Genomic DNA, 26,512 nt, shown 5'->3' on the forward strand with positions numbered 1-26,512 from the left:
ACAAAATTAAGATTGTGGCGGTACGTAACCGCTGGCAACATCTGCGCCATCGCCAAAAAAGTATTTTTCAGTTTGCTCCGCCAAATACTTCCGGGCACTCGGGTCGGCCAGACTCAGGCGGTTTTCGTTAACCAGCATGGTCTGTTGCTTAAGCCAACCTGCCCAAGCCTCTTTGGACACGTGCATATAAATCTTCTTGCCCAGTTCACCGGGATAAGGCGGAAAATCCATGCCTTCCAGCTCTTTGCCCAGTTTCACACATTGCACCATTCTTGCCATGTTCGATCCTCACTATACTGCTAAAAGCGCTATCATAGCGCATGTTAAAATCTGATGTCGCAATTTAGAGATAAACCATGCAAAACAATCAATCATCCAGCCACCAGGAAAGTCCTTTTAAAGGCAAAACTGGCATTCGCCGTTTAATCAATGCCTTTGGCTATTCCATGGATGGTTTTAAAGCCGCCTACCAGCACGAAGACGCTTTCCGCCAGGAGGTTTGGCTGTCCCTGGTGCTGATCCCGCTGGCGTTTTATCTGGAAGCCGAAGCCTTGCACCGTATATTAATGGTGGGCAGCGTATTGCTGGTGATGATTGTGGAGTTACTTAACTCTGCGGTAGAAGCCGTGGTTGACCGTGTTTCAATTGAGCGCCATGCATTGGCCAAGCGCGCCAAGGATATTGGTAGCGCGGCCGTATTATTGGCGCTGATCAACCTGTGCGTCGTGTGGGGATTGATTCTGTTTGGTTAAGCAAGCCATTTAGAATATAAAAAAGGTTGGCAATGCCAACCTTTTTTATTTAACTCGCCCGGTTAAAAATCTGCCCTGGCACCCACCAGAACTGACCTCGCACCCGCCGGTGAAATATCCTTGAGGAAAGAGGCGTGTTCACGTATCTCGTCATTAAGCAGGTTATTGGCCTTGGCAAACAGTTCCACATGATACTTAACCGGCAACTTGTAAGCGACCAGCGCACTCAGGTTAGTATAACCATCCGTTTTGAGCTCGTTCTCCGCCACATCGTTTTGTTTGAATGCATGCAACACATCCATGCGCGCATTCCAGTTACCCAGGCGGTAATCCAGTCCGCCACCAAGACGCAATGGCGAAATACGCGGCAAATAGTCATTATTGCGCGTATCTTTGGCATGCACATAGTCCCCGCGCAGTCTCAATGCCCACTCGTCATTCAGGGCAAATTTGCCCTCAAGCTCCAGCCCCTTGAACAAAGCAGGCACGGCTCTGAATTCAGCTTCTGGCAATAATTCACCATCGACTAACCTGTCGTTGCCAGTATTAAACAAACCGATAAAGTTTTTAAACTTGGTCGCATAAGCACCCAAGGTGATGCTATGGCCACCAGATTTCCATTTCAGTTGCGCATCAATGCCATTTGAACGCTCTTTCTTCAACGCGGTACTACCTATTTCCACTTGGCCAGTCGCAATATGTGGCCCATTTGCAAAAAGCTCGAAGTAACTGGGCGCACGCTCATTATGGGAAAGGTTTACCGTGGCGACCCATGACTCATCAATGGTATATAACCCACCTAAAGCAAAACTGTTCGGGCTGAAACGTTTGTTTTGACCTGCTCCAAAATTATCGTTATCTGCAGATCTGACGGATGTCTCGCCTGTACGCCCACCAAAGGTAATCTTGTGTTTATCAATAGCATACTCTTCGTAAACATAGAGAGACTGGTCCTGTGTCGTCACACTGGGGACAAATGCCTCCTCACCCAGCGCCATAAAACGTGTGTTTTGAAACTGATAGCCCACAACCCCATTGAGCCCCATGAATGTTTGATGTGTTCCCTCAAGGCTACCCTGCATCCCTCGATTTCTAAATGTCGTCCCAACATCACCATTCTCTAGTTCGACATGCTTGTAGTTGGTATAGGCCATCCTAAGCTTGAGTTTTTCTATGGGACCCTTCAAGTCTCTGATTTCGCCTGCCAGTTCTGTGCGCTTGTTATTCATGTCAATTTTGACATCATCTTCAGCCACGGTACCGTAGTAGTTATTCGAGTCGGCATATGACAGGCCCAGATAACCCTTATCGAAGGTCCAGGATGCCCCCATTGCACCACCATTGGCAAAGCCAGCGCTATTATTCAGCGTCTTTTTGCCTTTGCTATCACGCTCGGTGCCATCGGCCAGACTTTTACGCTTTGAGACGGCATAGCCAGGAATATCAAGGTTGCTTGTTTCACGGCTATAAACATCTGCATGCAATGCAAACAGTCCATTCCCCACGTCCACCACAGCGGCACCGTTACGCGTATTGTCTGGTCCACCAAAGCGTGCCTCGGCACGTCCGGTATAGCCATTGAGCGACTCCTTGGGAATCCGATGGTCAATGGCATTCACAACGCCGCCCATGGCGCTCCCGCCATACAGCAATGCCGCCGGACCTCTCACCACATCAATTTGCTCAATGATCAATGGGTCTATGCCGACGGCATGGTCGAAACTCAGTGAAGAGGCATCAAGCACGCCTACGCCGTTTTGCATAATGCGGACACGTTCAGCATCGAGGCCACGGATAATTGGGCGTGAAGCATTGGGCCCAAACTGGGTCGCCGTGACACCAGGGATTCCATTCAGCGTCTCGCCGAGCGTACCATGGCGGCGCAGGCTGAGCTCGCGGCCACCGAGTACGGAAACGGGTACAACCATATCATCTGAAGCGACCCCCAGCGGATTGCCCGTCACAGGCACCTGATCAAGGTCGATGATGGTAGAGTTGTCTGCTGCTGTCGCGGTCACAGGTGTAGTCAGTGCCGCCATCATGGCCAGCCAGAGTGGTTTATGACGCCAAACTGAGGGCGCCAGACGGTTTGTCATATTCATTTTTTATTCCAGACATACGCGAACAATGCAGACATGCACTGCGCGCAAAACAATGGGGTCCAGGCTCGGCTATGCCAGCTGGAGTTTATTCACTGATCAGGCTGAAATACTGAAAGGGGGTGCGCGCGCGGAGTAGATTGCAACGCGACTGGTTGAATCCACTGTGGCAACGGCGGTTGAGAGTAGAAAGCTTGCTTGCGGTGGAAGGATCCACTGCGGGGATTGCGTTAAAGCGCCCGCAGCATGCGCGAGACTGATACACAGCGTACAAGACTCATTGCCCTGATGATTTTTGTCTGGTTGAGACTGCTGCTGCGTCAGCTCCTGAATGTGGCTGATTTCATGCGTGACCATCCCTGTCTGCGCAATGGCAAACAGAAACGCCAACAAGAATGACACATAAAAACGCTTTAACATATTGAATATATTAACATATATTTATGACAACCGAATGAACCATTAAGGCTGTGTCACAAGTGTACTGATGATGGCTTCGACCGCATTGGCATTATTGGCTGGCACATATCCGCCTTCCAGCATCCATACCATACGCCCTTGCGCATGTTCTGCCGCTAATGCCTTGATGGCTTTTGCCACCGTCGCATAGCCTGCCTCAGAATACTGCAGTGCCCCTAGCGTATCGCCTTGATGCGCATCCAGCCCGGCTGATACCATGATCAATTCGGGGCGAAACGCTTGCATCGCCTGCGCCAGCGGCTGCTCAATGGCCTGTAGCAGGCGACGCTCATTGCTACCCGGCGCGATATCCACATTCATGGTGTACCCCAACCCCAGGCCGGTTCCGGTTTCGCCAGGTCTACCGCTGCCGGGATACAGTGGGTGCTGATGCGCACTGAAGTAAAACACGCTGTTATCTGCATAGAAAATATCCTGCGTACCATTGCCATGATGCACGTCGATATCGACAATTAAAATGCGTTGGATACCGTATCTTTGCTGCGCATAACGGGCCGCGACTGCGATGTGGTTGATCAGGCAAAACCCCATGCCTCGGTCACGCGTGGCATGGTGACCGGGTGGCCTGACCAAGGCAAACGCGGTAGGCGACTGCTGAGTCATCACTGCATCCACACCTGCCATCACCGCACCTGACGATAATGTCGCAACGGTCAGGGAATGTTGTGACAACATCGTATCGCCTGTACTCAGTAGGTGATGCTGGCCAGGCTTGACGCTTGCCTGCTCTTTATCAAGCAAATCCAGGTAGGCAGGGCTGTGTACACGCAGTAAATCTTGGCGCGAGGCTGCTGTAAAAGATGGCCAGCGTAAAAAAGCGTTTAATTGCGGATTGTTTTTTAAATGCTCCACAATCATATTCACGCGGCTCGCCCGTTCAGGGTGACCTGGTCCCGGGTCATGTAATTCAAAACGTGTATCGTAAAGCATGGTCATCGCAGCTTTACGCTGGCTACCAGATGTTGTGTAGCCGTCTTCTGCCTGAGCAGCCGAATAAGGCAAACAGGGTAGCAGCAGAGTCATCAATAACGCTTGGGAAATACGCATGCGCATGAGCGCGCCCCTGAAACAAAGTATCTGACGATTGTAGAAACTTGCCGCAGTCATGGCAAGCAGGCAGTCTTTGCCTAGGGGCTTGCGAAAGATTAAAGGTTGACCACGCGCTTGGGCGCGATACGTCCATCGCGCTGCTGCTGGCCTACACCTAGAAACAGGCCTGCCTCGCTGTAGATGCGTAACTCGCCCGCCGGGATATTGCCGGACAACCACACTGGATTGCCTTGCTTGAAATAATAAGCCGCATCCTCATGCAACTCAATTTTCGGTAACGCGCTGATGGCGGTATCTACAGGCAACAACAAGGCATCGCGTTGTTCCACCGTCATTTGCTCAAGCGCTTCAACGGTCACCGTATGCGCAATCTGGTACGTTGCTGTTGCGGTACGACGCAAAGCGGTCAAATGCGCACCAACGTTCAATGCCTTACCGATATCTTCCCCCAGGGTGCGGATATAAGTGCCCTTGCTGCAACACACTTCAATCTCGGCACTATTGTCAGCACAAGCCAGCACGCGTAAATCATAAATCGTGACCTGGCGTGGTGCACGCTCGAGTTCTAGTCCATCTCGCGCATACTCATACAATGGCTTGCCATTGACCTTGAGCGCGGAATACATAGGCGGCACCTGCGTAATTTCACCCATAAACTGCGGTAACACGCGATCAATCTCTTCGCGCGTCACCTGGCAATCTACGTGGTTGAGCACATCGCCCTCTTTATCTCCAGTCGTCGTTGTCACACCAAACTTAACCGTGGCGATATAGGTTTTGTTTTCGTCGGTTAAATGCTGGGCAAACTTGGTCGCTTCCCCAAAGCAAATGGGTAGCACGCCTGTTGCCAGAGGGTCTAATGTACCAGTATGGCCTGCTTTCTGCGCCTGGTATAACCATTTGACCTTTTGCAAAGCCTGGTTGGAAGAAAAGCCATACGGTTTATCGAGCAACAACACGCCGTTAACGGCGCGTTTTATGCGTTTTGTCTGCATAGCTTAAGCGATTAAAAGTTATTCTTGCGGAGGGGTATCGGACAAGGCGTCATGAATGAGCTTATCCATATGCATGCCACGGTCTATGGATTCATCATAGACAAAATGCAGTTGCGGCACGGTACGTATCATCATGCGCTTACCCAATTGGGAGCGCAAAAAGCCGGCGGCTTTTTCCAGCCCAGCCTGCAAACCCTTGCTGTTTTTTTGCGCCGTGTAAAAGACTTTGGCATGTGCCATGTCGCCAGCCACCTCAACACCGGTCAAGGTAACCATTTGCACACGCGGGTCTTTGACCTCAAACATGAGCAAATCCGCCAGTTCACGGCGCATTTGCTCTGAGACGCGGTCGTTTCTTGAAAATGCTTTAGCCATTGATTGTGTCCTGACTTTAAAAGACTAAATGAGGCTAGGCGTCAGCAAAAAAATGGAGCGTGGCATATGAGACATATGTAAGTGAACATTTTTTGGATGACAACAACGCATCATGACGTATTTTAAAGTCACAGTGTACGTGCCACTTCAACGACTTCATACACTTCCAGAATATCGCCCACTTCGATGTCGTTGTAATTCTTGAGTGACAAACCACATTCGAAGTTGTTCTTCACTTCCTTCACGTCATCCTTAAAGCGTTTCAGGGAATCCAGCTCACCGGTATGGATAATCACATTGTTACGCAACAAACGTACTTTTGAGTTACGTTTAACCACACCATCCTGTACATAACAGCCCGCAATCGAACCCACTTTGGAAATCTTGAAGACTTCACGGATTTCGACCGTACCGATCATCTGCTCTTTCTGCTCTGGCGCCAACATACCACCCAGCGCAGCCTTGATCTCATCCACAGCCTCGTAAATGATGTTGTAATAACGCAGGTCCACGTCCAAGGTTTCGACCAGTTTACGAGCACCCGCATCGGCACGCACGTTAAAGCCAATCAATACCGCTTTGGAAGCCGCTGCCAGGTTCACGTCGGACTCACTGATTGCACCCACCGCAGTGTGAATAATATTGACGCGTACTTCGCTGGTAGACAATTTCTGTAAACTGGTCGTCAAGGCTTCGAAAGAGCCCTGAACATCTGACTTGATAATCAGGTTCAGTGTTTGCACTTCACCTTCAGCCATTTGCTCAAACATGTTTTCCAGTTTGGCCGCCTGCTGTTTAGCCAATTTCACATCACGGAATTTACCTTGACGGAACAAGGCAATTTCACGCGCTTTGCGCTCATCGTTCAATACAATGGTTTCTTCGCCGGAACTAGGCACATCAGACAAACCCAGGACTTCGACTGGAATCGAAGGACCAGCTTCCTTGATATCGTTACCGCTCTCGTCCAGCATTGCGCGCACACGGCCAAAGGCAGTGCCTGCCAGCAACATGTCGCCACGGCGCAAGATACCGGATTGCACCAACACGGTAGACACCGGACCACGTCCTTTATCCAGGCGGCCTTCAATCACCAGACCTTTAGCCGGCGTATTCAGCGGTGCTTTGAGCTCCAGCACTTCTGCTTGCAGCAGTACGGCTTCGAGCAACTCATCAATGCCTTTACCAGTCTTGGCAGAGACTTCACGGAACATGGTCTCACCACCGTACTCTTCCGGGACCACTTCATGCGTAATCAATTCGTTTTTGACACGCTCCGGTTGTGCTTCCGGTTTATCAATCTTGTTGATCGCGACCACGATAGGCACGTTACCGGCTTTGGCGTGGTGAATCGCTTCAATGGTTTGTGGCATCACGCCGTCATCGGCAGACACCACCAGGATCACAATATCGGTAGCTTTGGCACCGCGGGCACGCATGGCAGTAAATGCCTCGTGACCTGGTGTATCGAGGAAAGTCACCATGCCACGCGGGGTTTCCACGTGGTATGCGCCAATATGCTGAGTAATGCCACCGGCTTCGCCAGACGCCACACGGCTGCGACGAATATAGTCAAGCAGAGAAGTTTTACCGTGGTCAACGTGACCCATTACCGTCACCACTGGCGGACGCGCTTCCATTACCGCTTCTACAGTATCAGTTTCTTCCAGGAAACTTTCTGGATCGTTGGCTGCCGCCGCCTGAGCTTTATGCCCCATTTCTTCCACCAAAATAATGGCAGTATCCTGATCCAACACCTGATTAATCGTCACCATCATGCCCATCTTCATCAGGGCTTTAATTACCTCAGCTGCTTTTACCGACATCTTGTGTGCCAGATCTGCCACAGAGATCGTCTCAGGCACCATCACTTCTTTAATGATCGGTTCAGTCGGGGCATTAAATGCATGTTGATCATCTTTGCTGGATTTGTGATGTTTGCCCTTAGGGGTACGCCAGCCCTGATTGGCTCCACCAGCATCACCACGAGTTTTAATGCCGCGTTTTTTATTCTCGTTATCGTTCCAGTCGCGGTTATCTGTCTTGGCCTTTTTATCTTTGTTTTCCGGCTTGTCTGTCGCTTTGGCAGCAGGTTTGTGCAAGGTGCCTTCAGACAACTTTGTGGCTGCAGGTTTATTCTTCGCAGCCTCGGCTTCTGCTTGACGCTTGGCCTCCTCTTCGGCACGACGCTGCGTTAACGCCTGCTTACGCTTCACATCTTCGGCTTGCAAGGCAGCCAATTTGGCCGCACGCGCCGCTTCCTGTTCACGCAAAGCGATTTCTTGTGCTGACAACACGACTGCTTTTTTCGCGACAGCAGGTGTCTCCAAAGCAGGCACTGCCTCGGTGGCTGGAGGCTCCACTGGCGCAGGTTCGGGCTCAGGCACCACTTCTGGCGTTTCTTCGACAGGTGGCAGCTCTACCACCTCTTCGACAGCCGCTGGCAACTCTTCTACGACTTCTGGCGCAACCTCTTCCACCTCTTCAAAAGAGGCAGTCTCTACCGGTTGATCGTAGCCAATTTCAGGACGTTCCAGCACACGTTTCTTACGCACTTCAACCTGAATGGTACGGGCTTTGCCCGAGCTATCCAGTTTTTTGATTTCAGTATTCTGTTTGCGGGTCAGAGTAATTTTGCCTTTAGGGGCAGTGCCTGCGCCATGCTCCTTACGCAAGTAATCCAGCAAGGCAGCTTTGTCACCTTCTTCCAAAAAATCATCCACAGACGTTTTGTTAACGCCTGCGCTTTTCAGTTGCTCGATGAGCAAGGTCGTTGGCAGACCCAGTTCTGCGGCAAATTGTGCGACGGTTGAAAGTGCCATGTACTGCTCCAGTTCAATTACTTTATTTTTTAATTAAGATATTTGCATGATGCTTGACCGCATAGTTTATTTAAACCAAGGGGCGCGTGCAGTCATAATCAAAGACTTGGCGAGCTCTTCATCTATTCCGGTCAGGTCAACCAACTCATCCACGGCCAGTTCGGCGAGGTCTTCGCTGGTATGGATATCGCTCGCAGCCAGTTTATGGGCTGTGTCTGCATCCATGCCTTCCAGTGTCATCAAATCGTTAGTGTCTTCTTCAACTTTTTCTTCTTTGGCAATCGCCTCAGTCAGCAAGGCTGCACGTGCACGAGAGCGCAATTCATTGATAGTATCTTCATCAAACGCTTCGATTTCGGACATTTCTGCCAGTGGCACGTAAGCGATTTCTTCCAGCGTGCTAAAGCCTTCTTGCACCAGAATATCGGCTACTTCATCATCCACATCCAGCTTTTCCATAAACAGCTGGCTGATTTTGGCATATTCATCCTGGCTCTTCTGCGCAGCGGCTTCTTCCGTCAGGATATTCAGGTTCCAGCCTGTCAGCTCAGACGCCAGGCGTACATTCTGGCCATTACGGCCAATCGCCACTGCCAGCTGCTCTTCATTTACAACCACGTCCATGCTGTGCGCGTCTTCGTCCACAACGATAGAAGTCACTTCAGCAGGCGCCAATGCATTGATCACAAACTGTGCCGGATCCATGCTCCACAACACGATGTCCACGCGCTCGCCGCCCAACTCCGAAGTCACCGCCTGTACGCGTGAACCACGCATCCCAACGCAAGTCCCGACAGGATCCAAACGCTGGTCATTGGTTTTCACTGCAATTTTGGAACGTAAACCTGGATCACGGGCTGCAGAACGGATTTCCAGCAAACCCTCTTCGATTTCCGGTACTTCCAGTTCAAACAAACGCTTGAGGAACTCAGGCGCCACGCGTGACAAAATCAGTTGTGGGCCGCGGCCACCACGGTCAACGCGAGATAGATAAGCACGTACACGGTCACCTACACGCAGATTTTCTTTCTGAATCATCGCCTCACGTGGCAACAGGCACTCAATACGGCCCACCTCAATGATGGCATTGCCTTTTTCCATACGTTTGATCACACCGGTGACCAAGCTCTCACCACGTGCCAGGAAGTCCTGGATCATTTGCTCTCGCTCAGCTTCGCGCACTTTTTGCAGAATCACCTGTTTGGCGGCTTGCGCACCGATACGGCCAAAAGAGATAGACTCCAATGGCTCTTCATAGTAATCACCAATCTGTCTGCCAGCAGCTCTTTCGTCCTCTTCGTCAAATTGGTAAGCAGAGCTTTCCAGCAAGTCGTATTCTACATACTGCCAACGTCTGAAGGTTTTGTAATCACCCGTCTCGCGATCAATCTCAACACGGATATCAGCACCTTCTTCATGGTTCTTCTTCGTTGCTGAAGCCAACGCCAGCTCCAAAGCGGTAAAGATCACCTCTTTATCCACATTTTTTTCATGGGCCAGGGCATCAACCAACAACAATAATTCACGACTCATCGTAATCTCCAACTCACCGTACGGATTAGCTAAAACAAATTAATCAAAGACAGGGTTCAAACGAGCCTTGTCTATATTATCCAGCGACAATCTATAAACCCAGTCATCACACTCAATGACCACCTTGTCTTCTTCAACCCCTTTTAACAGCCCCAGAAACGTTTTTCTTGGCAAACTGGTTGCCGTCGCTTTGGGACCATCATCCTTGATACCGACACGCAATTTGATTTGGGCGCGCTCACCGGCAAACCGCACGAAATCGCTCTCTTTGCGCAAGACACGATCCAAACCGGCTGAAGATACTTCCAGACGGTCATAATCAATATCCAGCTCAACAGTCAACACATTCCCAAGCTGATTACTCACTAACACACAGTCATCTATCGTCACGCTGTCTTTGTTATCTTTTGGCGTCAATTTGTCGATAAATACGCGCAGCAATTTGCCGCGATTGGCCGCTTCAAAATCAACCAATTCGTATCCCAACTGGGTAACTGTCTTTTCAACCACCGAATGCAAATTCTGCATGCGAACCCTTAATTCAAAACGTTACGTCCAAAAACAAAAAATGGGCGTAACGCCCATCTATCATTTTGATTATACCAAAAATCCTTTTAAATTCAAAGTCAATCTAGACTAAGCAAAGGAATATCTGTAGCTACAACTCTTTTTGCCAACCGCATACTTGATAGCCCACTTGGGTCAATGACAACACAGTACGATTTTCTTATGATAACTACAAAACAAGGGAGAAGAAGCAATATTAATAACCGATCAAACGGTGCATATTTATAGCAGGACAGATTTCATGGCAGTCTATTTTGAGTTACTCATCATAGACCTTCACAACCCGGTGCTTGCACCGGGTTTTTTTATGCCTACGCGTTTACTGATAGTAGTACCGCTCAGGGCATGAGGTTTCTACTACATACAGAGAAGATTGTTGATCTTTAGAAGAGTAATCGCTAAAGAATAGTCATGTCTAACTACGCGGTGCAATAAAAAACCCAGCACAGTAGTGCTGGGTTTTTGAGTAAGGAGCTTGGGGATGACCTACTTTCGCATACGAAGAGTACACTATCATTGGCGCAAGTTCGTTTCACGGCCCTGTTCGAGATGGGAAGGGGTGGTTCCAAACCGCTATTGTCCCCAAACATAACTGGTAATGTTATGCCTGACATATCCCTTGGGATATGTGACATGCAGAGTGCTGACATGAGTCAGCCTGCTTTAACAAATTGGAAGAAGTAAAGGAGTTTTCTTTTTCAAGCTTCAATGGGCAGGGTATGAAACACTGTGTGTTTCTTGTATCTTGATGATTGCCAAATCATTTGCTTTGAACTACACCTTTAGACTTAGGTTTAAGTTTTAAGGTTATAGGATCAAGCCTCACGAGCAATTAGTATCAGTTAGCTTAATGCATTACTGCACTTCCACACCTGACCTATCAACGTCCTGGTCTTGAACGACTCTTTAGCTGGCTTAAAGCCAGAGGCAAGTCTCATCTCGAGGCGAGTTTCACGCTTAGATGCTTTCAGCGTTTATCTCTTCCGCACTTAGCTACCCAGCTATACCATTGGCATGATAACTGGTCCACCAGAGGTGCGTCCACTCCGGTCCTCTCGTACTAGGAGCAGGTCCCCTCAAACTTGCAGCGCCCACGGCAGATAGGGACCAAACTGTCTCACGACGTTTTAAACCCAGCTCACGTACCACTTTAAATGGCGAACAGCCATACCCTTGGGACCGGCTACAGCCCCAGGATGTGATGAGCCGACATCGAGGTGCCAAACTCCCCCGTCGATATGAACTCTTGGGAGGAATCAGCCTGTTATCCCCAGAGTACCTTTTATCCGTTGAGCGATGGCCCTTCCATACAGAACCACCGGATCACTATGACCTGCTTTCGCACCTGCTCGACCTGTCCGTCTCGCAGTCAAGCAACCTTTTGCCATTGCACTATCAGTACGATTTCCGACCGTACCTAGGTTACCTTCGCACTCCTCCGTTACTCTTTGGGAGGAGACCGCCCCAGTCAAACTGCCTACCATACACGGTCCCCAGTCCGGATTACGGACCTAGGTTAGAACCTCAACAACATCAGGGTGGTATTTCAACGACGCCTCCACGCGATCTGGCGACCACGTCTCTCAGGCTCCCACCTATCCTACACAAATCTTGTCAAAGTCCAATGTAAAGCTGCAGTAAAGGTTCATGGGGTCTTTCCGTCTAGCCGCGGGGAGATTGCATCTTCACAAACATTTCAACTTCGCTGAGTCCCGAGAGGAGACAGTGTGGCCATCGTTACGCCATTCGTGCGGGTCGGAACTTACCCGACAAGGAATTTCGCTACCTTAGGACCGTTATAGTTACGGCCGCCGTTTACTGGGACTTCAATCAAGAGCTTGCACCCCATCATTTAATCTTCCAGCACCGGGCAGGCGTCACACCCTATACGTCCACTTTCGTGTTTGCAGAGTGCTGTGTTTTTATTAAACAGTCGCAGCCACCTTTTCACTGCAACCCCATCATGCTTCGTGAGTAAATCACTACACACTACCGGGGCGCACCTTCTCCCGAAGTTACGGTGCTAATTTGCCGAGTTCCTTCTCCCGGGTTCTCTCAAGCGCCTTAGAATTCTCATCCTGCCCACCTGTGTCGGTTTGCGGTACGGTCTTATACAACTGAAGCTTAGTGGCTTTTCTTGGAAGCATGGTATCAATCACTTCGTCTGCAAGCAGACTCGTTATCACGTCTCAGTCTTAGCTCTCCGGATTTGCCTAAAGAACCAACCTACACGCTTGAACCGGGACATCCAACACCCGGCTGACCTAACCTTCTCCGTCCCCACATCGCATTGTATAGAGGTACAGGAATATTAACCTGTTTCCCATCAGCTACGCATCTCTGCCTCACCTTAGGGGCCGACTCACCCTGCGCCGATGAACGTTGCGCAGGAAACCTTGGGCTTTCGGCGAGGGAGCTTTTCACTCCCTTTATCGCTACTCATGTCAGCATTCGCACTTCTGATACCTCCAGCATGCCTCACAGCACACCTTCGCAGGCCTACAGAACGCTCTCCTACCATACTAGTAAACTAGTATCCGCAGCTTCGGTTACGTGCTTAGCCCCGTTACATCTTCCGCGCAGGACGACTCGACCAGTGAGCTATTACGCTTTCTTTAAATGATGGCTGCTTCTAAGCCAACATCCTGGCTGTCTATGCCTTCCCACTTCGTTTTCCACTTAGCACGTCATTTGGGACCTTAGCTGGCGGTCTGGGTTGTTTCCCTCTTGTCCACGGACGTTAGCACCCATGGACTGTCTCCCGTAATTGAACTTCTCAGTATTCGGAGTTTGCAATGGTTTGGTAAGTTCTTATGAACCCCCTAGCCATAACAGTGCTCTACCCCCGAGAGTTAAATACGAGGCACTACCTAAATAGTTTTCGGAGAGAACCAGCTATCTCCAAGTTTGTTTAGCCTTTCACCCCTATCCACAGCTCATCCCCAAATTTTTCAACATTTGTGGGTTCGGACCTCCAGTACCTGTTACGGCACCTTCATCCTGGCCATGGATAGATCACTTGGTTTCGGGTCTACACCCAGCGACTAAGACGCCCTATTCGGACTCGATTTCTCTACGCCTCCCCTATCGGTTAAGCTTGCCACTGAATGTAAGTCGCTGACCCATTATACAAAAGGTACGCAGTCACCCCTTACGAGGCTCCCACTGTTTGTATGCATACGGTTTCAGGATCTATTTCACTCCCCTCCCGGGGTTCTTTTCGCCTTTCCCTCACGGTACTGGTTCACTATCGGTCGATATCGAGTATTTAGCCTTGGAGGATGGTCCCCCCATGTTCAGACAGGGTTTCTCGTGCCCCGCCCTACTTGTCGTTACCCTAGTTCCACAAACGGGATTTCGTATACGGGACTATCACCCACTACGGTCGGACTTTCCATTCCGTTCTACTATCGCGTCTGCTAAAAGTAACAGGCTGTTCCATGTTCGCTCGCCACTACTTACGGAATCTCGGTTGATTTCTTTTCCTCTGGGTACTTAGATGTTTCAGTTCTCCAGGTTCGCTTTACTCTTCCTATATATTCAGAAGAGAATGACCTTACGGCCGGGTTTCCCCATTCGGACATCTCCGGATCAAAGCTTATTTGCCAGCTCCCCGAAGCTTTTCGCAGGCTATCACGTCCTTCATCGCCTGATATCGCCAAGGCATCCACCATATGCACTTATTCACTTGACCCTATAACGTTAAAACCTAAACCCTTTTAAATCTAGATTTCGTCGTGCATGAGACACGCGTTACAGGTAATTCTAAAGCACTATCAAACCTCGTTAGATTCGCTACATCGCTGCAGCTTCTCAACTTGCGTTTAATATTTCTGATTTTGCAATCAATCGATATTACTTCCGGTTAAAAAGTAATATCGCCCATTGAATATAAGTTGTCATCACACAACTCATATTCCTTTACTTCTTCCATTTTGTTAAAGAGCAGTCTTTAGTTTTTTAAACTATCGTTTAAAAACCAGAAGCAAACATTATTCATACAACACTTGCTTCTAATCTCTAAACTGCAACAAAGATACCAAGTCATTGGTGGAGGATGACGGGATCGAACCGACGACCCCCTGCTTGCAAAGCAGGTGCTCTCCCAGCTGAGCTAATCCCCCAATATTCGGTGGTGGGTCTGGTTGGGCTCGAACCAACGACCCCCGCCTTATCAAGACGGTGCTCTAACCAGCTGAGCTACAGACCCTAAGGCGGTTTGCCTAAATCTTTGTTGCTGCTTAAATTCAAGATGACTGATAAGCGTGAATGCTTGAAGCCGAGTGATCTTCTCTAGAAAGGAGGTGATCCAGCCGCACCTTCCGATACGGCTACCTTGTTACGACTTCACCCCAGTCATGAATACTACCGTGGTAATCGTCCCCCTTGCGGTTAGACTAACTACTTCTGGTAAAACCCACTCCCATGGTGTGACGGGCGGTGTGTACAAGGCCCGGGAACGTATTCACCGCGACATGCTGATCCGCGATTACTAGCGATTCCGACTTCATGCTCTCGAGTTGCAGAGAACAATCCGGACTACGATCGGCTTTCTGAGATTAGCTCCCCCTCGCGGGTTGGCAACTCTCTGTACCGACCATTGTATTACGTGTGAAGCCCTGGCCATAAGGGCCATGAGGACTTGACGTCATCCCCACCTTCCTCCGGTTTGTCACCGGCAGTCCCATTAAAGTGCCCAACTAAATGATGGCAATTAATGGCAAGGGTTGCGCTCGTTGCGGGACTTAACCCAACATCTCACGACACGAGCTGACGACAGCCATGCAGCACCTGTGTCCACTTTCCCTTACGGGCACCTAATGCATCTCTGCTTCGTTAGTGGCATGTCAAGGCCAGGTAAGGTTTTTCGCGTTGCATCGAATTAATCCACATAATCCACCGCTTGTGCGGGCCCCCGTCAATTCCTTTGAGTTTTAATCTTGCGACCGTACTCCCCAGGCGGTCTACTTCACGCGTTAGCTGCGTTACTCATGGATTTTACTCCACCAACAACTAGTAGACATCGTTTAGGGCGTGGACTACCAGGGTATCTAATCCTGTTTGCTCCCCACGCTTTCGTGCATGAGCGTCAATATTATCCCAGGGGGCTGCCTTCGCCATTGGTATTCCTCCACATCTCTACGCATTTCACTGCTACACGTGGAATTCTACCCCCCTCTGACATATTCTAGTCTTGTAGTTTCAAACGCAGTTCCCAAGTTGAGCTCGGGGATTTCACATCTGACTTACAAAACCGCCTGCGCACGCTTTACGCCCAGTAATTCCGATTAACGCTCGCACCCTACGTATTACCGCGGCTGCTGGCACGTAGTTAGCCGGTGCTTCTTATCAAGGTACCGTCAGCCTCACACAGTGTTATTGTGTAAGTTTTCTTCCCTTGCGAAAGAGCTTTACAACCCGAAGGCCTTCTTCACTCACGCGGAATGGCTGGATCAGGCTTGCGCCCATTGTCCAAAATTCCCCACTGCTGCCTCCCGTAGGAGTCTGGACCGTGTCTCAGTTCCAGTGTGGCTGGTCGTCCTCTCAGACCAGCTACTGATCGAAGCCTTGGTAGGCCATTACCCCACCAACTAGCTAATCAGATATCGGCCGCTCTTATAACGTAAGGTCCGAAGATCCCCTACTTTCCCCCTCAGGGCGTATGCGGTATTAGCTAATCTTTCGACTAGTTATCCCCCATTACAAGGCACGTTCCGATATATTACTCACCCGTTCGCCACTAATCCCCCTAGCAAGCTAAGGTTCATCGTTCGACTTGCATGTGTAAAGCATTCCGCCAGCGTTCAATCTGAGCCAGGATCAAACTCTTCAGTTTAATTCCTAACTATTACTTTTTACCTCTTTACAGAGGCGGTATTCGTTTCGCTTATATCTCAAATTCATTTCAAGGTATGTGTGTAAACTACACTGTACATACTTGTCATAAATCTAAGTGTAAAGCATTTGTATTTTCTGAGTTTCTACGCATTAAATGCGCTTCACTCAACTACAAACACCCACACTTATCAGTCATCCTAATTTTTAAAGAACATCAGCTTTTCGCTGCTTTCGTTACCGTTCTTGCGTAACGAGGTGCGCATTATATAGGGCTGAGCTTTGCGGTCAACCCCTATTTTTGCGTTTTTACAGTTTTGTTACAAATTGATGATTATTTCTTGAAAGCTGCCTTGATACGCAACCAAGTTTGGGTCAAGACGTTGCCATCCAGATGGTAATGCTTATGTAAAGGCTGCTTGACTTCCCAGCTTACCTTAAGGCCCGCAGGAAAGATCACAAAGTCGCCCTTGCCAAAACTGACCGGCGCGCCGCCGACCGGGGTCACCACACATTGGCCTTCTAATATATAAGCCTGCTCCTGCTCGTGAAATATCCAATCAAACGTCGACACTTCTTTTTTCCAGGTCGGCCATTTGGAGACGCCCAAGGCCTTTAGTTGTGTTTCGGCAGGATTGTGTTGAACTTGAATTTGCATGAAGGACTCCTTGTATCAAAGCGGGCATTTTATAGGAAGCCCGCTTTAGCCGTCAGGGTTTTACAGAGTAAAATAGATTTTTAATGACGATTTGTTAAGAGTGCACGATGCGTATCAGCCAAGTAGAGGCGATAGAACGATTGCAACGCGGTGAAGTGGTCGCCATCCCGACTGAGACTGTATATGGCCTGGCGGCAGACGCTCGCAATGCCATGGCGGTGGCCAAGATCTATGCCACCAAACAGCGGCCAGCCAATAATCCGCTGATTGTACATATTGGACGTATTGAGCAAGTGAATGACTGGGCCAGCGCGTTTCCACCGTTAGCGCAAAAGCTGGCCGCAGCTTTCTGGCCTGGCCCACTGACATTAGTGTTACCTGCACGGGAAGAGGTCTCTATGGCTGTACGTGCTGGCGAACCGACCGTGGCTTTGCGCATACCGGCCCATCCGGTTGCGCTTGCCCTGCTGAACGAGAGTGGCTTGGGGCTAGCGGCTCCGTCGGCGAATAAATACACGCAATTAAGCCCGACCACTGCAGACCATGTAGAAGCGGGACTAGGCGTAGACATTCCCGTCCTGGATGGCGGCGCTTGTCAGGTCGGTATAGAGTCGACCATTGTGAGTGTACATGAAGATAAGTGGATGCTATTAAGGCCAGGCATGATAGACGCGGCCGCTATTTCGGCGATTGCAGGCCAACCCGCGGCAACCCAGACTGAGGTCGACCTCCCCAAAGTGCCCGGGCAGCATTTGCTGCATTACTCCCCCCGCACCCCCTGCCTGCTATTTTCCTCCACACAGGCCATGCGAGACTATGCTCAACAGCATCCAAAGAGTGCTGCCTTATTATTTAGCGGTGATTTAAACCTCACCGCTAAAGAAATTCACCTGCCTGCAGATCCAGCGCTGGCCGCCGAGCAGCTTTATGCGGCATTGCATACCTTAGATGCGGTACAGGCTGAAATAATATTAATAGAGTCGCCGCCTGCCACAGCCGCCTGGGATGCCTTACGAGACCGCCTGCAACGCGCAGCCTACCAGCCCCTGCCAGCAAAATGATTGAGTCTGCCAGGCATGGCTGGCACAATAGCGTGCATAGCCGATTCTTTTAACCCCTTTAAGACCAGATTTTAAATAATGAAAAACATCTACAGATTCATCATCTTGGCGGGCACCAGCGGATTATTGTTTGGCTGCAAAAGCGTTGAATTACCCAGTGTGTTCGACAAAGGCACCAAAGAAGTTCCTCGTTATGGCAAAGAGGCTCTGCATTACCAATGTGAAAACTACCAGTCTTTTGGGCTCAAACTTTCTGAAAATGGCGAAGAAGCCTGGGTGATGTTACCCGACCACGAAGTGGCACTGATGCGCGATGCCACCGACAAGCAACACTATCATTATGGCACCATGGATTTGCACTTAAATGGTGACCAAACCACGCTGGATGACAGCGATCACTTGCACTTAAAAGCTTGCAAGGCGCCCGAGCGTAAATAACGCACCTCTCATGGCTGCCTTCATGGGCAGCCCTTCCGCTTTTCCCTCGACTACCGCTTTCCTATAGATTGTTGTCATCGCATTGCTGCGACTGCACTTCATCAATACGCCATTTGTGCCAATAGCCACGGATTCAGCCAACATACTTTTCACCTCCGCTGCTTGCTGATTCAAAGGCAGCCAAACAGCACCTTGCCCGCCCGCCAGCAAGCCACTCCAGTAAAAATCATATTAACTAATTGATTTATATACGTTAATTTTCTGGCACAGATTCTGCAAAAGCTCACTCTGGAAAGCAACCATTTCATCATTATCCGGTTGCCTGATCTCCATTTATTGATAACTGATCATCACAGAGTGAACACATGAATATAGAAACCATTAATCCTAGACTACGACAAATTTCTCTCTACACCAGCTTGGCCCTGCTGAGTACACAAGCTTTTGCCGAGGCCACGCTGCAACGCAACGAAAACCAATTTATCAATATCGGCATTGCCTCTCGCATCAGCTTTAGCTCGATTAAAGATGCCGCGCCGAATGGCAAAAACCGCTCGAATGACTTTGAGGTTGAAGAGGCACGTTTATATACCAACGGCAAGGTGCATGAGAACGTCTCCTTTGAGTTCAACTTCGCACGCAATTCAGCAGACAACAGAGTTGAGTTGCTGGATGGTCATCTGGGCTTGGAGTTTAACAACTACGCGCATGTTTGGGTGGGTCGCTTCTTACCGGCAGCGAGCCGCGCCTCCGCTGCTGCACCGATGTATTCCACCACGTTTGACTTCCCGATTGCCGAGTTAGGCTCTTACCAGTTTGCTGGTCGGGATAATGGTGCAGTCTTCTTCGGTACAGACAAGAGCGAGGCCTTCAAATACTACGCTTCAGCCACTAACGGTCGCCAGGGCGGCTCCAATCAGGCCGACAATCTATCTTATGCCACCCGGCTGCAATATAACTTCTGGGATACCGAGCCAGGCTTTTATAACCTGGCCAGTTACGATGGCAAAAAATCTATTTTATCCGTCGGCGGGTCTTACCGTTACCAGAAAGATGGCGCAGGGACGATCCTGAACAAAGGCGACTCCAAATACTGGAACCTGGATGCACGCCTGGAAAAACCATTGAGTGATGGCGCCGTGCTGGGGGCAGAAGCCTCCTATTACAACTATGACAATGACAATACCGGCGATACCGTCTTGCCAGAAGCCAAAGGCTTTTTTGTGAATGGCAGCTATACCTTTGCCGAAAAGGTGGGCATAGGCAAATTCCAGCCCAAAGTGATTTACCAGGAATTTAATAATGACACCACCGGCTTGGACCGCAAACGCGTGGATATCGGCGTGGGTTACCTGATTGACGGTGACAGTAACAAGCGTATTGATGTGTTTTACTTTAGAGAAAACCGCAATACGCTCCCGGATATTGATGGCATTAAAGCCATCTTCCATGTGGCACACTTTTTTTAATTGTATCCTGCAACAAAAAACGGCCGTTGAGGCCGTTTTTTTTATTAGCTTGAATGTTATGAAACTTAGCGACTCCCCAGATAAGAGTCACTTAAGGCCTGGCTACTGGCAATGGTCTGCGCATCGCCTTGTTGCGTAATATGGCCACTTTCTAGTACATAGGCATGGTTCGCGTAACGCAAAGCCACCGTGGCATTCTGCTCCGCCAGCAAAAAGCTCAAGCCTTGCGTTTGTTGCAACTGGTGCACGATTTCAAAAATCTCCTCGACAATCTGCGGAGCCAGCCCCATGGAAGGCTCGTCGAGCAGAATCAGCTTGGGATTTGCCATCAATGCACGGCCAATGGCGACCATTTGCTGCTCCCCGCCTGAGGTATAGCCCGCATAGTTTTTACGCAATAACTTCAGGCGCGGAAAAAAGGCATACACTTTTTCCAGGTCCTGCGCCAAGCTTTTCCCTGACGGTCTGCGGATAAACGCGCCGGTCAGCAGGTTTTCCTCAACAGTTAAATGGCCAAAGCAATGCCGGCCCTCCAGCACCTGTACCAAGCCTTGTGCCACCAACTGGCCCGGTGTGGCCCTGGTGATTTCTTTACCGGCATATACAATCCGGCCTTGTACGATCTCGCCGCGTTGTGCCGGGGCCAGGCCAGAAATCGCTTTCAGGATGGTACTTTTGCCTGCGCCATTTGCGCCAAGCAAGGCCACAATAGACTGTGGTTTAACCTCTAAAGAAATATGCTTGATGGCAAAAATGACCTTTTCATAGATCACCTCAACATTGTCCAGCTGCAACAAAGGCTCAACCGCAGTGAGCGCTTGCACTGGGATCGTATTTAACTGTGCTTGTGCCATGTTTGACTCCTCAATTGACTGTCGTCGGCAAGGTGCAGGGCCTTGCCCACGGCAGCAAACTGTAAAGGCACACCGCCATGCGGTGTGCCTTGTGCATCGTTGTACAACCAGTGTTTAGTTGGCAGCAACAACTTCTTTACTGCAATCGCGTGGGGTGATGCCTTTTTCCTTGGCATACTCATGGGAAGATTTTTCAATAATCGGACGCAACAACTGGCGGTCTGCCTGCACCCAGTCAGAAATCACTTTCCATTTGCTGCCATCCCACTGCTGGAAACGGACGGCACCGCCGCCCTCATGGTCAGCGCAACTCAGTTTGAGCGGCTGTACCAGACCCAGAGCGCCCAACTCTTTAAGGCGCGCATCATCCAGTTTGAGGTTCTCAAAGCCCCAGCGTACCTCTTCACCGGTCAATGGGCGTTTGCCAAATTTAGCTTGTGCGACACGCACGGCTTCAACGTTGAGGATGCCATTGACCACGCCCAGGTTGTAATACACATTGCCAAAACGTTTAGGATCTTGCAGATTGCCTTTACCGGCTTTGATCACGTATTGGTTGATGCCTTGCAATACCGGGAAGCTGGTGCCGGAAGGATGGGTAGTGATCGAGATAAAGCCTTTGGCAGCATTGCCAGCAGGTGCCGCGTCATCTTCAGAGTTGCTCCAGATATTGCCGATGATATGGTCGGCCGGAAAACCGGTTTTTTGTGCAGTTTTCAACGCCACCGGGTTCATCACGCCCCAGCCACGTAAAATCACCCAGTCCGGCTTGATGCGGCGGATGGTCAGCCATTGCGACTGTTGCTCGTTGCCCGGATGCGGCATTTCGAGCAAGGTCAGATCAAAGCCGTATTTCTTTGCCAGCAGTTCCAGAATCGGACTGGTTTCCTTGCCGTAGGGCGAGCCGTGGTACAAGGTGACAATTTTTTTGCCTTTGAGCTTGTCCAGACCGCCAGATTGCTGGGCGATATAGTTCACAATCGCAGACACTTCGCTGTACGGGTTTAATTGCAGCGGGAAGGCATAAGGGAACACGCTGCCATCGGTCGAATCGGTGCGGCCGTGGTTAATCGTGATCAGCGGCAATTTGTCTGTGGTCGAGCGCTCCAGGGTCGCGTAGGCAATGCCCACGGACAGCGGATTGGTCGCTGCAGCAGGCGCGCCGTTCAGGCCTTTTTTCAGGCGCTCGTAGCACTCCACGCCTTTTTCCACGACGTATTCGGTTTCGCACTCACTCCAGGTCAGCTTGACGCCATTAACGCCGCCCTCTTTGGCATTGATGTATTGCAAATAGTCGATAAAGCCGCCAAAAAATCCTGAGCCGCCTGCCGCATAAGGGCCAATCCGGTAACTCTGCAGCGGGAAATACTGCTCATTGGCGGCTTGCACTTGCGTAGACAAGCTGGCAACCCCCAAGCCCAATGCCAGCCACAGCCAGCGATGTTTGCTTAAAAAGTTCACTTAAATACTCCTTATAAAAATATAGAAATCTCTCTTAATCGTTCTTGGTTATATAAAAGACCGTGTGAGGCTGTTTAACACATGGAAGTCTCCTTCAATCAATTCGTCAGGAACGGCCTAGAAACGTAGCGGCCAGACCCGCAGCCGTTGTTTGACGGTTTGCCAGACCTTGGCCAAACCGTTGGGCTCTTTGATCAGGAAAAAGATGATCAAGGCGCCAAAAATCATTTTCTGAAAATTCTCCAGCTGGCCAGGATCAATCGCTCCGGCCAACAGGCTGGTGGTCAGGTTGGAAAGCAGAATGGGGAACAGCACAATAAAAGCCGCGCCCAGAAAGTTGCCGAGGATACTACCCATGCCGCCAATAATAATGATGAACAGGATTTGGAATGAGCGTGACAAATCAAAGCCATGTGGTTCAACGGTGCCCAGGTAAGTGAATGCCCACAGCGCACCGGCAATCCCCAGGTAAAACGAGCTGATGGCAAAGGCCAGCAATTTGGTTTTGGGCACCGAGATGCCGATCACGGCGGCAGCGGTGTCCATGTCGCGTACCGCCATCCACTTGCGTCCGAGCTCACCACTGACAATGGTTTTTGCCAGCCACCCCAGCGCCACGACGACCGTTAAGGTCAGCAGATAACGTCCCGCCGGTGTACTCAAATCCGTGCCTAATATCTGCAAGGGCGGCGCTGTAATGACACCAGAAGAGGAGTTGTTGGAAAACCAGGAGAATGTGGTGAACACCCATTGCACAAAAAACTGTGCAGCCAGTGTTGCCACAATCAGGTAAAAGCCCTTGATGCGCAAACTCGGCAGCCCAAACACCAGGCCGACGCCACCTGCGGTCAACCCGCCCAATATCAGGCTGGCAATCAATGGCAAGCCCTCTATCCGCAGGTGAAAGTTGTAGGTGGCAAACGCACCTACCGCCATAAAGGCCGCAGAACCCAAGGAGAGCTGACCCGCATAGCCAGTAAGCAAATTCAGGCCCAAGCCAGCCAGCGACAGCACCAGCACTGGGATGAGGATGGCACTAAACCAGTAGTCGTTGCCAATGGCAGGGACGACCAGGTAGGCGAATGCCAGTAAGGCCGCAAATGCCCAGCGCTCCTGTTTGAGCCGGAAAAAGCGCTTGTCCAGCCGATACTCTGTGATGAATTGTCCTGCTTCTTTATATAACATGCTAACCCTGCCTGCTCTCTATTTTTTAAACACGTTCAATCGCTTTATCACCAAACAAGCCATAGGGGCGGACCAGCAGAAACAACATCGCCAACACATAGGGAAACCAGTTTTCAATGCCGCCGCCTATCAGCGGGCCGATGAAGACCTCAGCCAGTTTTTCGCTAGCGCCGACGATCAAGCCGCCAACAATCGCCCCTTCAATCGAGGTAAATCCGCCAATAATCAGCACTGGCAAGGCTTTGAGTACAATCAGCGACAGCGAGAACTGCACGCCGACGCGCGCGCCCCACAACATGCCGGCGACGAGGCCGACAAAACCAGCCACCGCCCAGACAATCAGCCACAAGCGTTGCAGATGGATGCCCACCGCCAAGGCCGCCAGTTGGTCATCTGCCACAGCGCGCAAGGCAATGCCAATGCGGGTTTTATTGAAGAGGACACCAAGCAGTGCGACCAGGCCGCCCGCAATCGCGGCAGCAAACAAATCGAACTGTGACAGCAAAATACCAAACACTTCATACGGCTCGTCATTGATGCCAATCTCCAGCGCATGCACTTGTGCGCCCCACACCGCTTGCGCCAGCCCCTCGACGATATAGCTCAAGCCCAGGGTGGCCATGAATAAGGTAATTGGCGAACGGTTCACCAGTGGCCGCAACACCAGCCATTCGATTAACCAAGCCAGCACCGCCATGGTCAGCAAGGTCAACACAAAGGCGCCCCAGAACGATACGCCGCGTTCGACCAGGCTGACAAAGGTCAATGCCGCGAACAGCACCATAGACCCCTGGGCAAAATTGAACACGCCAGACGCCTTATAGATGAGCACAAAGCCGATGGCGACTAGCGAATACATGACGCCCGCCAGCAAGCCACCGGTCAAGACTTCCAGAAAGAAACTCATCTCAATTGATCCTTGTATTGCCTCAGTGTTTGGTGCCCAGGTAGGCGGCGATCACATCGGGGTTAGCGCGTACTTCATCCGGCGTGCCATCGCCGATTTTCTTGCCATAATCCAGCACCACCACATGGTCTGAAAGCGTCATCACCACGCCGATATCATGCTCAATCAGCACAATCGTGGTGCCAAACTCGCGGTTGGTTTCGCGGATAAACTGGCTCATCTCCGCTTTTTCATCGGCGTTCATGCCCGCCATCGGTTCATCTAGCAACAGCAGTTGAGGCTCGGCAGCCAGCGCACGGGCCAGCTCAACGCGCTTTTGCAAGCCATAGGGCAAACTGCCCACAATGCTATTCCGCCAGGGTTGCAGTTTGAGAAAAGCAATCACGCGCTCTGCTTTCTGCCGTTGCGCCAAGGCATCCGCAGGCGCGCGGCCCACATTAAATACCTGCTCCAGCCAACTGCTTTTGACCTTGAGGTTGGTGCCGGTCAGTACGTTGTCGAGCACGGACATGCCTTTAAACAGGGCTATATTCTGAAACGTGCGCGCCACGCCGCGTCTGGCGGCCCATTGCGGATGCATGGCACGACGCACTACATCCTGGTAGCGGATACTGCCTTCATCTGGCTTGTAGACGCCATTAATCACATTCAGTAATGAGCTTTTGCCAGCGCCATTGGGGCCGATCAAGGCACAAATTTCGCCCTCATTGACGGCAAAACTGATATTGGTAATGGCTTTCACGCCCTTAAACGACAATGAAATCCCGTCTAATGCCAGTAATGGCTGAGGTGCAGCAAGGGTGGTACTCATATCGCGGCCTTCCATGTCGCTAATCCCAAATAACTGTGCAAGTCATTGGACTGATGTGGAATCACTTGCAACTGGCTGGTCTGCCAGGCAGAAGCTTCTGGCCAGGCACGCACATCAATGCCAATATCACTGAAAAACTGTGTGGCCTCTGGCGACAAAGGCTCGCCTACCAGTAATGGCACGCGCGTACGCCGCAGACCCAGCACATCCTGCAAGGGCAGAATCACCAGCCAGCGCGCCAGCGTTGCGACCAGCGGCAGCCGGTTACGGGCTGCAAGCAGTGCCCAACCCACCAGCCTATGCTGCCAACTGCCCGGCAAGGGCCAGCGGGATTGGGTTAATGCATACAGGCGCTGATAAGTGGTTGCCGTGCCAGCGACCAGCGTAGGGCCGAGTTCGCGCCTGTCGGTATCCCGGGTCGCCAGATTTTCTGGGAAATTCAGCGTAAAGCCTGCCAATAGCCACGGCGAAAGCAGATATTTGGCATGGCCGCTGGCGGCAAATGCACGCGCCGCCAATGCCTCTTCATGCGCAGTGAGCACCTCTTGGCTGATCAGTTGGCGGCCATTCCTCAGCAGTTCGGCATGGCTTAATTCGCTGTACTCCAGCGCATAGGCGTCACTTAAGCGGTAAAAGCGGAAGGCGATTTCCGCAGTCTCAGCCACGGGTGAAATGTTCTGGGTCTCAGGCGTGGCCACAATCTGCGCATAAGCAACCAGCGCAGGATGCTGATAGCCCGCTAGCCCGCGCGCATCGGCATAAATCACCAGTGCGCTATCAGGCTTGGCTGCCAGGACTTGATCCACCTGCGCCTGCGCCTCGGCAAACACAAATTGCGGCCGCAAGGTATGCAATAAATCCAATAACTGCGGCTGCGCAAAGGCCGGATCCAGTGGCGCCGCCACGCCGCCCAGCCAATGGGCAGCTAGCGACAACAGCAAGGCTTCTGGCCGTGGTTCACTGAGCAAGAACAAGGTATCGCCCTGGCGAAAGCCGTGTTGCTGCAAATAGTGCGCTGTGCGGGTGACGTCCTCTTTCACCGCAAGCCAGGAGGCCTGCTGCCAGAGGCCCAGCTGTTTATGCCGAATTGCAACACGATGCGGGCGCTCCACGGCCTGCAAAGCGAGCAAGTGAGGTAAAGTCTCTGCCATTGCCAATTT

Annotated in this window: 20 protein-coding genes, 2 tRNA genes and 3 rRNA genes; 4 read left to right on the forward strand and 21 right to left on the reverse strand. The window is 50.8% G+C overall.

Features of this window, described 5'->3' with window-relative positions; translation table 11 throughout:
• Nucleotides 1-6: 6 nt before the first annotated feature.
• Complete coding sequence (locus tag ACJ67_RS13660) at nt 7-279, reverse strand: oxidative damage protection protein (RefSeq protein WP_026295596.1); 273 nt, start codon at nt 277-279, stop codon at nt 7-9.
• Nucleotides 280-356: 77 nt separating this feature from the next.
• Between ACJ67_RS13660 and ACJ67_RS13665 the strand changes: the two genes are divergently transcribed.
• The gene (locus ACJ67_RS13665; RefSeq protein ID WP_049639540.1) at nt 357-752 is read left to right on the forward strand and encodes a diacylglycerol kinase; all 396 of its coding nucleotides are present in this window, start codon (nt 357-359) and stop codon (nt 750-752) included.
• Nucleotides 753-814: 62 nt separating this feature from the next.
• Here ACJ67_RS13665 and ACJ67_RS13670 read toward each other — a convergent pair whose 3' ends face one another.
• From ACJ67_RS13670 to ACJ67_RS13730, 14 genes are all read right to left on the reverse strand, one after another.
• Entirely contained in the window at nt 815-2,854 is a 2,040-nt protein-coding gene (locus ACJ67_RS13670) for a TonB-dependent receptor (protein ID WP_049639541.1), read from the reverse strand.
• Nucleotides 2,855-2,950: 96 nt separating this feature from the next.
• Nucleotides 2,951-3,271 (reverse strand): DUF2946 family protein, encoded by a 321-nt coding sequence (locus ACJ67_RS14735; protein WP_082164063.1) that lies wholly within the window; start codon nt 3,269-3,271, stop codon nt 2,951-2,953.
• 42 nt (nt 3,272-3,313) lie between these two features.
• Nucleotides 3,314-4,384: a histone deacetylase gene (locus ACJ67_RS13675; RefSeq protein ID WP_231587193.1), complete on the reverse strand. Its 1,071-nt coding sequence runs from the start codon at nt 4,382-4,384 to the stop codon at nt 3,314-3,316.
• Nucleotides 4,385-4,476: 92 nt separating this feature from the next.
• The gene (gene truB, locus ACJ67_RS13680) at nt 4,477-5,376 is read right to left on the reverse strand and encodes a tRNA pseudouridine(55) synthase TruB (protein WP_049639542.1); all 900 of its coding nucleotides are present in this window, start codon (nt 5,374-5,376) and stop codon (nt 4,477-4,479) included.
• An 18-nt stretch (nt 5,377-5,394) separates the two neighbouring features.
• A complete protein-coding gene (rbfA, locus tag ACJ67_RS13685; RefSeq protein ID WP_018987617.1) occupies nt 5,395-5,751 on the reverse strand; it encodes a 30S ribosome-binding factor RbfA in 357 nt (118 codons plus the stop codon).
• Between the two features lie 128 nt (nt 5,752-5,879).
• A complete protein-coding gene (gene infB / locus ACJ67_RS13690) occupies nt 5,880-8,573 on the reverse strand; it encodes a translation initiation factor IF-2 (protein WP_049639543.1) in 2,694 nt (897 codons plus the stop codon).
• Nucleotides 8,574-8,639: 66 nt separating this feature from the next.
• Entirely contained in the window at nt 8,640-10,106 is a 1,467-nt protein-coding gene (gene nusA / locus ACJ67_RS13695) for a transcription termination factor NusA (protein ID WP_049639544.1), read from the reverse strand.
• Nucleotides 10,107-10,145: 39 nt separating this feature from the next.
• Nucleotides 10,146-10,634, reverse strand: coding sequence for a ribosome maturation factor RimP (rimP, locus tag ACJ67_RS13700; protein ID WP_049639545.1), 489 nt, complete (start codon nt 10,632-10,634; stop codon nt 10,146-10,148).
• A gap of 512 nt (nt 10,635-11,146) precedes the next feature.
• Nucleotides 11,147-11,260 (reverse strand): 5S ribosomal RNA (rrf, locus tag ACJ67_RS13705).
• 224 nt (nt 11,261-11,484) lie between these two features.
• Nucleotides 11,485-14,367: ribosomal RNA gene (locus ACJ67_RS13710) — 23S ribosomal RNA — on the reverse strand.
• A gap of 354 nt (nt 14,368-14,721) precedes the next feature.
• Nucleotides 14,722-14,797, reverse strand: a tRNA-Ala gene (locus ACJ67_RS13715).
• Between the two features lie 9 nt (nt 14,798-14,806).
• Nucleotides 14,807-14,883 (reverse strand) — tRNA-Ile (locus ACJ67_RS13720).
• Between the two features lie 87 nt (nt 14,884-14,970).
• Nucleotides 14,971-16,509: ribosomal RNA gene (locus ACJ67_RS13725) — 16S ribosomal RNA — on the reverse strand.
• Together the 16S, 23S and 5S rRNA genes with 2 tRNA genes alongside form the textbook arrangement of a ribosomal RNA operon.
• 333 nt (nt 16,510-16,842) lie before the next feature.
• Nucleotides 16,843-17,166, reverse strand: a complete 324-nt coding sequence (locus ACJ67_RS13730; protein ID WP_049639546.1) for a cupin domain-containing protein — start codon at nt 17,164-17,166, stop codon at nt 16,843-16,845.
• A gap of 107 nt (nt 17,167-17,273) precedes the next feature.
• Here ACJ67_RS13730 and ACJ67_RS13735 point away from each other — a divergent pair, with 107 nt between their 5' ends.
• The 3 genes from ACJ67_RS13735 (at nt 17,274) to ACJ67_RS13745 (ending at nt 20,134) form a co-directional block, all read left to right on the forward strand.
• The gene (locus ACJ67_RS13735; RefSeq protein WP_049639547.1) at nt 17,274-18,227 is read left to right on the forward strand and encodes an L-threonylcarbamoyladenylate synthase; all 954 of its coding nucleotides are present in this window, start codon (nt 17,274-17,276) and stop codon (nt 18,225-18,227) included.
• Between the two features lie 78 nt (nt 18,228-18,305).
• Nucleotides 18,306-18,665, forward strand: coding sequence for a hypothetical protein (locus ACJ67_RS13740; protein WP_049639548.1), 360 nt, complete (start codon nt 18,306-18,308; stop codon nt 18,663-18,665).
• Nucleotides 18,666-19,030: 365 nt separating this feature from the next.
• The gene (locus ACJ67_RS13745) at nt 19,031-20,134 is read left to right on the forward strand and encodes a porin (RefSeq protein ID WP_049639549.1); all 1,104 of its coding nucleotides are present in this window, start codon (nt 19,031-19,033) and stop codon (nt 20,132-20,134) included.
• A gap of 65 nt (nt 20,135-20,199) precedes the next feature.
• Here ACJ67_RS13745 and ACJ67_RS13750 read toward each other — a convergent pair whose 3' ends face one another.
• The 6 genes from ACJ67_RS13750 to ACJ67_RS13775 all read right to left on the reverse strand — a co-directional run bounded on the left by ACJ67_RS13750 (nt 20,200) and on the right by ACJ67_RS13775 (nt 26,503).
• Nucleotides 20,200-20,988 carry an ABC transporter ATP-binding protein gene (locus tag ACJ67_RS13750; RefSeq protein WP_049639550.1) on the reverse strand — a complete coding sequence of 263 codons (789 nt, stop codon included), beginning with the start codon at nt 20,986-20,988 and terminating at the stop codon, nt 20,200-20,202.
• A gap of 114 nt (nt 20,989-21,102) precedes the next feature.
• A complete protein-coding gene (locus tag ACJ67_RS13755; RefSeq protein ID WP_049639551.1) occupies nt 21,103-22,449 on the reverse strand; it encodes an ABC transporter substrate-binding protein in 1,347 nt (448 codons plus the stop codon).
• Nucleotides 22,450-22,566: 117 nt separating this feature from the next.
• The gene (locus ACJ67_RS13760; RefSeq protein WP_049639552.1) at nt 22,567-23,634 is read right to left on the reverse strand and encodes a branched-chain amino acid ABC transporter permease; all 1,068 of its coding nucleotides are present in this window, start codon (nt 23,632-23,634) and stop codon (nt 22,567-22,569) included.
• A 25-nt stretch (nt 23,635-23,659) separates the two neighbouring features.
• Nucleotides 23,660-24,541, reverse strand: coding sequence for a branched-chain amino acid ABC transporter permease (locus ACJ67_RS13765; RefSeq protein ID WP_049639553.1), 882 nt, complete (start codon nt 24,539-24,541; stop codon nt 23,660-23,662).
• Nucleotides 24,542-24,563: 22 nt separating this feature from the next.
• A complete protein-coding gene (locus tag ACJ67_RS13770) occupies nt 24,564-25,352 on the reverse strand; it encodes an ABC transporter ATP-binding protein (protein WP_049639967.1) in 789 nt (262 codons plus the stop codon).
• On the reverse strand, nt 25,349-26,503 hold the full coding sequence (locus ACJ67_RS13775; RefSeq protein WP_049639554.1) for an AMP-binding protein: 1,155 nt from the start codon (nt 26,501-26,503) through the stop codon (nt 25,349-25,351). Before ACJ67_RS13775 ends, ACJ67_RS13770 begins: the two co-directional genes overlap by 4 nt.
• Nucleotides 26,504-26,512 lie beyond the last annotated feature (9 nt).

Origin of the sequence: Methylophilus sp. TWE2 (assembly GCF_001183865.1) — a bacterium.
Lineage (GTDB): Bacteria > Pseudomonadota > Gammaproteobacteria > Burkholderiales > Methylophilaceae > Methylophilus.

What these genes read in the sequence shown, in the direction of transcription:
- nusA (WP_049639544.1), bottom strand. Translation starts at nt 10,106, where the DNA reads ATGAGTCGTGAATTATTGTTGTTGGTTGATGCCCTGGCCCATGAAAAA.
- ACJ67_RS13770 (WP_049639967.1), bottom strand. Translation starts at nt 25,352, where the DNA reads ATGAGTACCACCCTTGCTGCACCTCAGCCATTACTGGCATTAGACGGG.
- ACJ67_RS14735 (WP_082164063.1), bottom strand. Translation starts at nt 3,271, where the DNA reads ATGTTAAAGCGTTTTTATGTGTCATTCTTGTTGGCGTTTCTGTTTGCC.
- ACJ67_RS13775 (WP_049639554.1), bottom strand. Translation starts at nt 26,503, where the DNA reads ATGGCAGAGACTTTACCTCACTTGCTCGCTTTGCAGGCCGTGGAGCGC.
- ACJ67_RS13660 (WP_026295596.1), bottom strand. Translation starts at nt 279, where the DNA reads ATGGCAAGAATGGTGCAATGTGTGAAACTGGGCAAAGAGCTGGAAGGC.
- infB (WP_049639543.1), bottom strand. Translation starts at nt 8,573, where the DNA reads ATGGCACTTTCAACCGTCGCACAATTTGCCGCAGAACTGGGTCTGCCA.
- ACJ67_RS13730 (WP_049639546.1), bottom strand. Translation starts at nt 17,166, where the DNA reads ATGCAAATTCAAGTTCAACACAATCCTGCCGAAACACAACTAAAGGCC.
- rimP (WP_049639545.1), bottom strand. Translation starts at nt 10,634, where the DNA reads ATGCAGAATTTGCATTCGGTGGTTGAAAAGACAGTTACCCAGTTGGGA.
- truB (WP_049639542.1), bottom strand. Translation starts at nt 5,376, where the DNA reads ATGCAGACAAAACGCATAAAACGCGCCGTTAACGGCGTGTTGTTGCTC.
- ACJ67_RS13765 (WP_049639553.1), bottom strand. Translation starts at nt 24,541, where the DNA reads ATGAGTTTCTTTCTGGAAGTCTTGACCGGTGGCTTGCTGGCGGGCGTC.
- ACJ67_RS13745 (WP_049639549.1), top strand. Translation starts at nt 19,031, where the DNA reads ATGAATATAGAAACCATTAATCCTAGACTACGACAAATTTCTCTCTAC.
- ACJ67_RS13750 (WP_049639550.1), bottom strand. Translation starts at nt 20,988, where the DNA reads ATGGCACAAGCACAGTTAAATACGATCCCAGTGCAAGCGCTCACTGCG.
- rbfA (WP_018987617.1), bottom strand. Translation starts at nt 5,751, where the DNA reads ATGGCTAAAGCATTTTCAAGAAACGACCGCGTCTCAGAGCAAATGCGC.
- ACJ67_RS13735 (WP_049639547.1), top strand. Translation starts at nt 17,274, where the DNA reads ATGCGTATCAGCCAAGTAGAGGCGATAGAACGATTGCAACGCGGTGAA.
- ACJ67_RS13740 (WP_049639548.1), top strand. Translation starts at nt 18,306, where the DNA reads ATGAAAAACATCTACAGATTCATCATCTTGGCGGGCACCAGCGGATTA.
- ACJ67_RS13675 (WP_231587193.1), bottom strand. Translation starts at nt 4,384, where the DNA reads ATGCGCATGCGTATTTCCCAAGCGTTATTGATGACTCTGCTGCTACCC.
- ACJ67_RS13670 (WP_049639541.1), bottom strand. Translation starts at nt 2,854, where the DNA reads ATGAATATGACAAACCGTCTGGCGCCCTCAGTTTGGCGTCATAAACCA.
- ACJ67_RS13665 (WP_049639540.1), top strand. Translation starts at nt 357, where the DNA reads ATGCAAAACAATCAATCATCCAGCCACCAGGAAAGTCCTTTTAAAGGC.
- ACJ67_RS13760 (WP_049639552.1), bottom strand. Translation starts at nt 23,634, where the DNA reads ATGTTATATAAAGAAGCAGGACAATTCATCACAGAGTATCGGCTGGAC.